Origin of the sequence: Paenibacillus sp. cl123 (genome assembly GCF_900101595.1) — a bacterium.
In the GTDB taxonomy this organism is placed as follows: domain Bacteria; phylum Bacillota; class Bacilli; order Paenibacillales; family NBRC-103111; genus Paenibacillus_G.
Genome location: NZ_FMYY01000009.1, coordinates 1 through 10335, shown reverse-complemented (window position 1 = coordinate 10335; position 10335 = coordinate 1). Strand labels below are relative to the sequence as shown.

The following is a 10335-nucleotide window of genomic DNA, read 5'->3' as shown; positions in this document are numbered from 1 at the left end:
ACGATGCGATAAGACACCTTTCCCGGGAAAACGAGCCGCCTTTGCGGTTGCGGTACACGCCCCGGGCAAGGCGTCTTTTTCGTATGCGGTTGTTTGGCCCCGCAGTCAATCGGCTGCTCATCCGGGATTTCCGCCCAATTCAGCGCCGGCCAGATACAAAAACGGCCAAAGGCCGCCCGAGCGCCATATTTGAAGCGAATTCGGGCGATATTGCAGTATTCAGCGGGATGAGCCGCCACCTATACTGAAGCCGTGAGCGGGGATGGCTGACAAGATCATGCGGAAATGGAGTGTACGGGCATGGATACGAAAGTGCTGCGAAGAAAGCTGAGGCACGTCAAGGAAGACCGGCAGCTGATCCTGATGACGCTGCCGGCGGTCATTAAAATTTTCATTTTCTCCTACTTGCCGATGTTCGGCATCGTCATGGCGTTCAAGGATTATGTGCCGGTGAAGGGGATACTCGGGAGCTCCTGGAACGGATTCGCGAATTTCGAATTTTTCTTCAAATCGGTGGACGCCTGGAAAATACTGCGCAATACGATCGGGCTGAACGCGATGCTGATCGTCGTCGAGCTGCTGGCCAGCGTATGCTTCGCGCTGCTGCTCTATGAGGTGACCAGCAAGAGAATGCTGAAGGTATACCAGTCGGTCATGTTCTTTCCGTATTTCTTCTCCTGGGTGCTGGTCGGCTTGATGCTGACGACGCTGCTTAATCCATCCACAGGGATGCTGACGACCTTGATCCGGCAGCTGACCGGCAACGAGGTTTCCTTTTACTCCGAGCCATGGTACTGGCTGATCATTCTGCCGCTGGTCGGGGTGTGGAAGGGGACGGGCTTCGGGAGTCTGATCTATTATTCGGCCTTGATGAGCATAGACCGGGAGCTGTTCGAGGCGGCGGAGATCGACGGAGCGACCAAGGTGCAGTCGATCCGGCATATTTCCATTCCGTTTCTCGCGCCTATGATGGTGATGCTGACGATCCTGTCGATCGGGCATATATTGCGGGCCGACTTCGGCTTGTTCTACTTCGTGCCCCGCAATGTGAGCGTGCTGTATCCGGTAACGGATGTGCTGGATACGTATGTGTTCCGCGCGCTCACGGTGAACGGCGACTTCGGAATGAGCGCAGCCGTCGGCGTCTTTCAATCGGTCGTCGGCTTCGTCCTGATCCTGGGCACGAATAAGCTGGCCAAGCTGTTCAACAAAGAATACGGGTTATTTTAACCGGAGGGGGATTCATTTGACTCAGAAGCATGCAGCTTTGCAGACGATGGCTCATCTGTGCCTGATCCTGTTCTGCGCGATGTGCCTGCTGCCGATGGTGCTGACGATTTCCGTATCGCTGACGGAAGGCAGCACGATCCAAACGTACGGCTACCGTATTATCCCGAAAATTTTTTCGGCGGAGGCTTATACCTATATATTCAAAGATCCGCTTACCCTGCTGTCCGGGTACAAAAATTCGCTCATCATCGTGCTGTTCGGGACAACGCTCAACCTGCTGGTCACATCCTTGATCGCTTATCCGCTGGCCAGGCGCGACTTCCGGCTGCGCGGCGTCATCTCGTTCTATATTTTCGTCACGATGATCTTCAGCGGCGGGATGGTTCCTTTCTACATCCTGATCGTTCAATACCTGCAATGGAAAAACATGCTGATTTCTTTAATTGTCCCGGCCTTCGCGGCACCTTTTCAAATCTTTCTGCTGCGCGTTTTTTTTCAGGAAATTCCGCCGGCGCTGGTGGAATCGGCCAAGATTGACGGGGCGTCCGACCTGAGGACGTATTGGAGCATTATCCTGCCCCTGTCCAAGCCGGCGCTGGCTACGCTCGCGCTGATGATGACCTTGAATTACTGGAACGAAACGTTCAACGCCATCCTGTTCATCGACAATTCGTCGAAGTACCCGATACAGCTCATTCTGAAAAATATTACGGCCTACATCGAAATGGTCAAAAACGGCGGCGTCGATCCGAGCGGCAATCCGATCGATTCGAGCGATGTCCCCTCGGATGCGATCATGTATGCGATGATGGTGCTCACCTCGCTGCCGGTTATGTTTCTGTTCGCTTTCCTGCAGAAGTATTTCGTCAAGGGAATGACGATCGGGGCGGTCAAGGGATAAAGATACGGGGATCATGACGCTCCAAGGAGCATAAAGAGGAGGAAACAAACATGAGCGAAACCATCCGGGTCACGGTATGGAATGAATACCGCCATGAGGTTAACAAGCCGCACGTGAGGGCGATTTATCCGGAAGGGATGCACCGGGCGATCGCAGATGGCTTGATCGGGGATTTCGCCATCCGTATGGCGACGCTCGACGAGCCGGAGCATGGCTTGTCGGTCGAGGCGCTGGCGCAGACCGATGTGCTCATCTGGTGGGGGCATACGGCGCATAAAGAGGTGCATGACGAGGTCGTGGAGCGCGTCGCGGCCCGGGTGCTGCAAGGGATGGGGCTGATCGTGCTTCACTCCGGCCACTATTCGAAAATATTCAAGCGGCTGATGGGCACAAGCTGCGCGCTGCTGTACCGCGACGAAGGCGAGCGGGAGCGGCTCTGGGTCACAGCGCCGGGCCACCCGATCGTCGAAGGCATCGGGCCGTATTTCGAGCTGGAGCGGGAGGAAATGTACGGGGAGTTTTTCGACGTTCCGCCGCCGGATGAGGTGGTGCTGACAAGCTGGTTCGAAGGGGGCAATGTGTTTCGGAGCGGATGCTGCTACAGCCGGGGCCAGGGGAAAATCTTTTATTTCCGCCCCGGACACGAGCTGTACCCGACGTATTATGATCCCCATGTGCTGCGCGTAATCTCCAACAGCATCCGGTGGGCGGCGCCCGTGAAGCGAGAGCCTCAGCGTTACGGCAAGTCCGTGCCGGCGCTGGAGACGATTAAGCCGAAAGGAGCAGGTGAAGCGAGATGAGTCGATTGAAGATCGGAGTGGTCGGAGCAGGAAAAATATTCAGGGGCTCGCATGTCCCCGGCTGGGCCTCGCATCCGGATGCGGAGCTGACGGCACTATGCGATATTGACCGGGAATGCGCGGAAACATTGGCCGTGCAGCTCGGCGTTGCCCGCGTCTACACCGACTACCGCGAGATGCTGGAGCAAGAGGAGCTGGACGCCGTGGACATCTGCACGCCCAACGTGCTCCATTCGGAGGTTGCCATAGCGGCTCTGGAGCATGGACAGCATGTTTTCTGCGAGAAGCCGGACGCCATCAGCCCGGAGGAGGCGCAGCGGATGGCCGATGCGGCCAGCAGCTCGGGCAAGCTGCTGATGGCGATGCGCAACAACCGGTTCACGCCCGCCGCCCGCTTCCTGAAGGCGTATATCGACAGCGGGGCTATGGGGGAAATTTATACCGGCCGCGCAGGATGGGTACGCCGTCGGGGTATTCCCGGCCGGGGAGGCTGGTTTACGAACAAGGCGATGTCCGGCGGCGGACCGTTGATCGATCTGGGCGTTCACATGATCGATCTGGCGGTTTGGCTGATGGGCAATCCGCGTCCGGTTGCGGTCAGCGGAGCGGCCTACGCGAAGTTCGCCGACTCCGCCTTGTCGGATGCGGAGGACAGCGCGTTCGGCAATGTCCTGGAGGGAGGCGTATTCGACGTCGAGGACTTGGCGACCGGCTTTATCCGCTTCGATAACGGAGCGACCCTGCAGATCGAGTTCAGCTGGGCGTCGAATGTGGAAGAGGGCCTGAAGTTCGTCGAGCTGCGAGGCACGCAAGCGGGCTGCAGCCTGAAGAACGGCGACCTCAAGCTGATGACGGAGATCGGGCATGTGCTGTGCGATATCGTACCCCGATTTCCCGCCGGTGGGCTGGCTCCGCATGCGGAGCATATTCATCACTTTATCGAATGCGTGCTCGGAAGAGAGAAGCCCGTCAATGACCCGGAAGGCGGGGTCGATATGATCCGCATCCTGAGCGCAATCTACGAATCGGCGGCCAGGGGAGCGGAGGTGCGGCTCGATTGAGGGCAGGCTTTGTCTCCGGGCGAGAGGTCTATTGTGCGTAGTACGGGAAGGAGTCGGCGATGAGCGATAGCGATAAGGTTCAGGAGTGGTACCGGGAGCCTGAAGGAGCGGGCAACGCTTATCGGGTTCAGCAGTATGGGGAGCTGCAGGCTTGGGTGGAGCGCGAGCGAGCGGATGCGAACAGGTACAGACAGGGACGCTTCCGTCCAAGCTTTGCTTCCGCCGAGGCTTACGCACAGAGCGCGGCCGAATACCGAAGGCAGCTCTGCGAGCTGCTGGGCCGGCCGCTGTCCGGGCTGTCCGGCGCGCGGACGCCGTCCGAGGCCAAGATCGAAGACGCCGCCGGACACAGGCTGGGCGGGATGTTCAGGCTGACGGTCCAGGCGGCTGACGGCCTGAGTTTGTACGGCTTGCTGTTCCTGCCGGACAGAGCGGGCCCCTTTCCGCTCGTGCTGGTGCAGCACGGCGGCTCCGGGACGCCGGAGCTATGCGCCGGGCTGTACGGGCCGAGCAATTACAACGGCATAATCCGCAGGTTTGTGCAGCGCGGATGTGCAGTCTTCGCTCCGCAGCTGCATCTGTGGGCGCCCGGGCAGGGACCGGAGAAGGACAGGAAAACCTTCGATACGCGGCTCAAGCAGCTTGGCAGCTCCATAGCCGCCGTCGAAATTTTCAAGCTGATGCGCGGGCTGGATTATTTGCAGACGAGGGAAGATATCGACTGCGGCCGGATCGGCATGGCGGGCTTGTCTTACGGCGGCTTTTATACACTGTTTACGGCTGCGCTGGACGAGCGGATCAAAGCGGCGTACAGCTCCTGTTTTTTCAATAACCGGTTTGTGTACGACTGGAGCGACTGGACGTGGTTTGACTCCGGACGCCGTTTCCTGGATGCGGAGATTGCCGGCCTGGTGTGCCCCAGGCCTCTGTATATCGAGCTGGGCCTGGAAGATGAGCTGTTCGACGTCAGCCATGCTCGCGTGGAGGCAGAGCGCGTCCGCAGCTTCTACGAGCGGCTGGGGTTGTCCGGGCGGCTGCGTTACAAGGAATTTCAGGGCGGGCATGAATTTGCGCCGGATGATGCAGGCGTCGAGTTTATATGCGAAGCTCTGGCTGGCCCCGGTTGAGCTTGCCGGACGGCCGACGCGTAGACGAGCTGCCGTCACTTTATGTTGGTGGCGCGGCGGGATATAGAAGTGTGAAGCAGTCAAGTCATCAGCCCTGTACGAGAGAGGCTGGTGGCTTTTTTGACTTTTTTAAATGGTTCACCTTTAAGGAAGGAGAGGTACAGAAGCGGGTGCAGAGCATACGCAGCAGAGCGGAGTTTTTACGGAACTCAGCGACCGTAAGCGTAAATGATCGCATTCCATTTGTAACGGAAATCAGAGCTCCTTACAAGATAGGGAATGGATATTGGGCTGGAAGCGTAACGGCCGCCTTAAAGTCGTGTCCTTACCTTTTAAATTCAAATGGGACGAGACTTCAAGAGCGGTTGGAACCGCATATCCATTCCTCCGCACGCACCAGGAGCATGGAGCCGAACATGGAGATCCTCTAGGGCCCGGCTTAGGGCCAATTTTTCTTAGGCTTGCTACAGCTTCTTATACGCGGACGGACTGACGCCGGTCAGCTTCTTGAACAACCGGCTGAAATAGTAGATGTCGGGAATGCCGACGAAATCGGCCGCCTCGGTGACGTTGCAGCCGCCGCTGAGGAGCAGGTCGCGGGCCCGGTTGATCTTCAGCCGGTTCTGGTACTGGACGACGGACAGGCCGGTCGTCTGCTTGAACAGCATGCGGAAATGCGACGGGCTGAGTCCCGCCAGATCAGCCAGCTCCGCAATGCTGAAGCTGTCGCGAGGACGCTCCAGCATAAGCGAGATCGCTTGCTCGATCGCCTCGCTATGCACCGAGGTATCGCGGAGATCCGCCTGCTGCTGAATCAGCAAATAGAGCAAATTCGTCAATACGCTGCGGCAGTGCATCAGATAGCCGGGCTTCTGCCTCATCCAGGCGCGGTGAAGCTCAGCGAACAACGCCGCAAACTGATAGCGTTCGGCTGAGCCGGTCTCCGTTACGGTATCCAGCCAGGCTAGCGGAGGAGGATCGCCCGCTTGCGGAGGCGCTATGTCGAAGGTGACCGTATAAAACGACCACGGATCATCCGGGTCGCTGATGCCGGTATGCACTTGGCCTTTGGGGAAGTATAGCACATCGCCCGCCCCGACCCGGAAGCGGCGTTCCCCCACCTGATAGTCGGCCGTTCCGCTTTTGGCGAAGGCGAGCAGATGAGAGGACGTATTGGCGATCTCGATGACTTTCCAGCCGGGGTTTGGTTTTCGTTCGACAATCAGCCGAAAGTCCGTGACGATGCAGTCGTAGGAAGCAGACAAAAAGCGCACCTCCAAGTCAAATTGCTCCTTTTTATTCTATCATAACAATCAGCGGAATGTGCAAATAATCGCCCGTTTGTTCATGGTCCCGCCTAAAGCCTCTGCGTACAATAGGGGTAAGCTTGAGCTTGCGAGAGGAGAGTGGCGGAAGGTGGATTTGGAGCATTTGAAGGCATCCAGAGAACGGCATGTCCGGGTCGAGCTGCCGATTTCGGACAAGGAGCTGTGCGAGCGTTACGAGGATGTATTTACGGCTGCGGTTAACGATGTGCTGCGGGAGCAGGGACTGCTGTTTCAGGTGCTGCCCCATGACATTATGCCGTTGAAGGACGGCATGCGGGTAGCCGGGGTCGCTTTTACGGTGAAAGGAGCCAAGAACCTGACTCTGGAGAGCGAGATGGAGCAGCGTGCGAAGATGCTGGAGGAGCTTCAGGAAAACTCCGTCTGCGTCTGGGATACGAGCGGCGACGATGAGTCGGCGCAATGGGGCGAAGTGATGACGATGGCCTCCAAGCGGAGAGGCTGCCGGGGAGCGGTGATCGACGGCGGCGTGCGCGACACGGATAAGGTGCTGGAGCAGGATTTCCCGGTGTTCTGCAAATACCGTACTTCCAACGGCATGCTCGGGCGGTTCCGGATGGTCACCTGGCAAATTCCCGTCCGCATTGGCGAGGTTATTATTTATCCGGGGGATGTGATCTTCGGGGATATCGACGGGGTGATCGTCGTTCCGCGGCATTTGGCTTACGAGGTGCTGCTGAAGGCGGAATACATCAAAGAAAACGAGAAGGAAATCAAACAGATGGTCGTCGACGGCTTGTCGCCTACCGAGGTAGTCAAACGGGGCGGCTATTTCTAACTAGTCAGGGTTAGGGCGGATAAGCGGCCGCTGTCTGTCGTCCGCCTGGAAGTTCAGTGACCCGAGAGACCGGAGAGCCGGTGGGAGTTGGAGCAGCGAGTGGAAACCCGATCAGCCGCATGCCGCGTGTTGTTCACCGGACTTCTAGAGGGGAGCGGCGTCAACAGAACAGATAACAAGGAGGAGTGGCCGTATGAAAGCGGCGGTATTGACGGAATGGCAGCGGATCGAGCTGCAGGAAGTGCCGGTCCCGGAGATCGGCGAAGACGAATGCCTGATTGAGGTGACGTATGCGGGAGTGTGCGGCTCCGATGTTCATATTTATAAAGGCCATCATCCGACAGCGGTGACGCCTGTTATACCCGGACATGAATTTACGGGCAGGGTGGCGAAGGCCAGCACGGACCTGTATCCGCACTTGACGGCTGGGACCCGCGTGGTCGCAGAGCCGCTGATCAGCTGCGGAGAATGCGCGGCATGCTTGGAGGGCCACGTTCATGTATGCCGCAGACTGAAGCTGCTCGGCATTCATACGGATGGCGGCTTTGCCCAATATATCAAGGTGCCGGCAGCCAAGGTTATCCCGATCAGCGACGTCTTGTCCGACAGGGCTGCGGCGCTGGCCGAGCCGTTTGCGGTAGCGTTCCATGTCAACCGGCAGGCTGAAGTCCGGCATGGAGACCGTGTGCTCGTCGTAGGAGGCGGGCCGATCGGCATGGTCGTCGGCATCGTGGCGAAGCAGAGCGGGGCGGCGAAGGTTGTGTTTACGGAGCTGAACGAAGACAGGCTTGCTGTAATCCGCTCCTTCGGATTTGAGGGAGTCAACCCTCAGACGACCGATGTGAACGCTTACGCGGAGCAGGCGACGGACGGAGCCGGGTTCGATGTCGTCTTCGAGGTGTCCGGCTCTCAGCCCGGGCTGCTTTCTGCGACCAAGCTTTGCAAGATCAAAGGAACGGTCGTGCTGGTCGGGTTCCCCGGACGACGGCCGGAGCTAGAGGTGATGGATATCATTTTCAAGGAGCTCCGCGTGGTCGGCAGCCGGGTGTATACGCTGCAGGACTTCAAGAAGACGGTGCGAATGCTGGAGGAGCTGGCTGTGGAAGGCCGCTACCGGCTGGAGGCGCTGGTGAGCGATACCCGCAGTTTGGAGCAGCTGGAGGAAGCGATTCAGACGATGATTCGCGGTGAGAATACCGGCAAGATTCTGATCGATTACGGGCTGGCTCAGCCGGAGTGAAGAAGGAGAGATAGGGATGCAGAGCTTGACGGGAAAAGTAGCTATCTTGACGGGAGCAGCCGGAGGTATGGGCGAGGAGCTCTCGAGGGCGCTGGCTGCGGAAGGGATGAAGCTTATTCTGTCGTCCCGGTCGGCAGACAAGCTGGAGGCGCAGGCGGCCGCGCTCCGCGGAGAAGGGGCGGAGGTCACGGCTTGCCCGGCCGATGTGACGCAGGAAGACGAGGTAGAGCGGCTATTCCGGACGGCCCGCGGTCTTTACGGGAGCGCGGATGTGCTGATCAATCTGGCGGGCTTGTCGATCCCGGCCCAGGTTCAGGAGATGACGCTGGAGCAGTACCGGACGCTCATGGATGTCAATGTGCTGGGTACGTTTCTGTGCTGCAAGCATTTTATCCCGCTCGCCGATGCGGATGCCGGCGCGCAGATTATTAATGTCGGCTCGATGGCGGCCAAGCGGGCGAATGCGAATGCGCCCGTGTACTGCACGGCCAAGGCCGCGGTTCAGATGTTCTCGCAGGGGCTTGCCCTGCAGGTCAAGGAGAAGCGTATCCGCGTGACCACGCTGAACCCGGGCGGAACGGATACAGGCTTCTGGGGGGACCGTCCGGTAACCCGGGAAAAGCTTCTTCAGGCGTCCGATGTGGCGGACGCGATCGTATTTGTGCTGAAGCGTCCGTCCCATGTGGTGGTGCATGAGCTGGCGTTTGAGTCGTCGCTGATGTAGGAGCGTGAGCCGATGAATCTGAAGCATATGGAGGGCTGCGGCTGGAGCGAGGCCGAGTTGTTTAGACGGCCTTGGAGCCTCCAAACGCAGGACGGGGCCGAACTTGAGGCCGGAGACTCGGATTTCGACACGAGGAGTGGAGAGCGGGGAGCCTGGCCGGTGACGATCTGGCAAGCCGATTCGGCGCAAGGCGCTCCGTACAGCAGGACGGAGGACCTCGCAGCCGTGTATGGCAAGCTTGTGCGCCGGGCGGAGCGAACATGGATTGTAGCCGACGCGCATACGTACTTTGTGGTGGACCGCATCGAGACGGAGGAACCGGCACGGCTGCTGAGCTCGTTTCGTTGGGATAACGGCGACGGCCGACTGAATGTGAATGTCGCTTCACCGGTGAAGCTTGTGCTGCGCAGATTGCCGGAGGCGATGAAGTTTTTCCTTGTGGAGAGCTGTGCGGACGGGCGGCCAGATGATGGAGGGCTGATCCGGGAACAGCCGGAGCCTGGGCTATTCGTCTTCGGAAGCGGGGCGTTCAGCCGCTCGCATCTGTCGGTCTATGCGATCGCGGCCGATGCGGAGGAGCATATCCGCAAATGGCATATCGTCGATTCGGGAGACGGGGGGCACCATGTGGAGCCGCCCGACCGTGCCGGTGGCTTCGCGCTGGGATGGCAGACCGGAGCCGGAGCCGGGAGGGAGGCCGCCGGGGACCGGCTGCTCGGACGCTGGCCTCGGCTGAAGCTGGAGGATCGCTACCGGGGGCGGGGGTTTGTTTTGGACCATGACGGTTGGCGGGAACATTAAAGAGGAGCCGAAGGCTTTCTAAATGTGAGGCTTGGGACAAAGGGACTCGTGATGGACCGTGGGCTTGGAGGGAATCTGCGGACTCGCGAGTCGGACCCGAGCTCGGATGCAAATCTGTGGACTTCCGAGTCGGACCCGAACCTGGACACCGAAGGGACTGACGGCGGCCGAACTGTTGAGATGCGGCCAAACCATGGGGATAAGCGGTGGGACTTTGTTGCTGCTGTAAGTCTCTGTTCGCGGTGGATAAAGGTAGTGGAAAACCGTACAAATGCGCCTCGACTGGGGCCCAGCTATGAGTGTTGTGCGGAAAACCGTACAAATGCG

Annotated in this window: 10 protein-coding genes; 9 read left to right on the top strand and 1 reads right to left on the bottom strand. The window is 59.0% G+C overall.

Features of this window, described 5'->3' with window-relative positions:
* Positions 1 to 300: 300 nt before the first annotated feature.
* From BLR08_RS16070 to BLR08_RS16050, 5 genes are read left to right on the top strand one after another with little or no spacing between them, the layout of a single operon-like run.
* Complete coding sequence (locus tag BLR08_RS16070) at positions 301 to 1230, top strand: ABC transporter permease (RefSeq protein WP_072332923.1); 930 nt, start codon at positions 301 to 303, stop codon at positions 1228 to 1230.
* Between the two features lie 16 nt (positions 1231 to 1246).
* Entirely contained in the window at positions 1247 to 2131 is an 885-nt protein-coding gene (locus BLR08_RS16065; RefSeq protein ID WP_083537328.1) for a carbohydrate ABC transporter permease, read from the top strand.
* A gap of 50 nt (positions 2132 to 2181) precedes the next feature.
* Complete coding sequence (locus BLR08_RS16060) at positions 2182 to 2931, top strand: ThuA domain-containing protein (RefSeq protein ID WP_072332926.1); 750 nt, start codon at positions 2182 to 2184, stop codon at positions 2929 to 2931.
* Positions 2928 to 3992 carry a Gfo/Idh/MocA family protein gene (locus BLR08_RS16055; RefSeq protein WP_072332929.1) on the top strand — a complete coding sequence of 355 codons (1065 nt, stop codon included), beginning with the start codon at positions 2928 to 2930 and terminating at the stop codon, positions 3990 to 3992. Before BLR08_RS16060 ends, BLR08_RS16055 begins: the two co-directional genes overlap by 4 nt.
* A gap of 59 nt (positions 3993 to 4051) precedes the next feature.
* Positions 4052 to 5119, top strand: coding sequence for an alpha/beta hydrolase family protein (locus BLR08_RS16050; RefSeq protein ID WP_072332932.1), 1068 nt, complete (start codon positions 4052 to 4054; stop codon positions 5117 to 5119).
* Positions 5120 to 5583: 464 nt separating this feature from the next.
* On the opposite strand, the gene BLR08_RS16045 is transcribed toward BLR08_RS16050, so the two are convergent.
* Positions 5584 to 6393 (bottom strand): helix-turn-helix domain-containing protein, encoded by an 810-nt coding sequence (locus BLR08_RS16045; protein WP_256257704.1) that lies wholly within the window; start codon positions 6391 to 6393, stop codon positions 5584 to 5586.
* 142 nt (positions 6394 to 6535) lie between these two features.
* Here BLR08_RS16045 and BLR08_RS16040 point away from each other — a divergent pair, with 142 nt between their 5' ends.
* The 4 genes from BLR08_RS16040 to BLR08_RS16025 all read left to right on the top strand — a co-directional run bounded on the left by BLR08_RS16040 (position 6536) and on the right by BLR08_RS16025 (position 10008).
* Positions 6536 to 7243, top strand: a complete 708-nt coding sequence (locus tag BLR08_RS16040; RefSeq protein WP_218131579.1) for an RraA family protein — start codon at positions 6536 to 6538, stop codon at positions 7241 to 7243.
* A gap of 193 nt (positions 7244 to 7436) precedes the next feature.
* On the top strand, positions 7437 to 8483 hold the full coding sequence (locus BLR08_RS16035) for a zinc-dependent alcohol dehydrogenase (protein ID WP_072332938.1): 1047 nt from the start codon (positions 7437 to 7439) through the stop codon (positions 8481 to 8483).
* A gap of 16 nt (positions 8484 to 8499) precedes the next feature.
* Positions 8500 to 9207: an SDR family oxidoreductase gene (locus BLR08_RS16030; protein WP_072332942.1), complete on the top strand. Its 708-nt coding sequence runs from the start codon at positions 8500 to 8502 to the stop codon at positions 9205 to 9207.
* 12 nt (positions 9208 to 9219) lie between these two features.
* Positions 9220 to 10008: a type 2 periplasmic-binding domain-containing protein gene (locus tag BLR08_RS16025; protein ID WP_072332945.1), complete on the top strand. Its 789-nt coding sequence runs from the start codon at positions 9220 to 9222 to the stop codon at positions 10006 to 10008.
* The last annotated feature ends 327 nt before the right edge of the window (positions 10009 to 10335 follow it).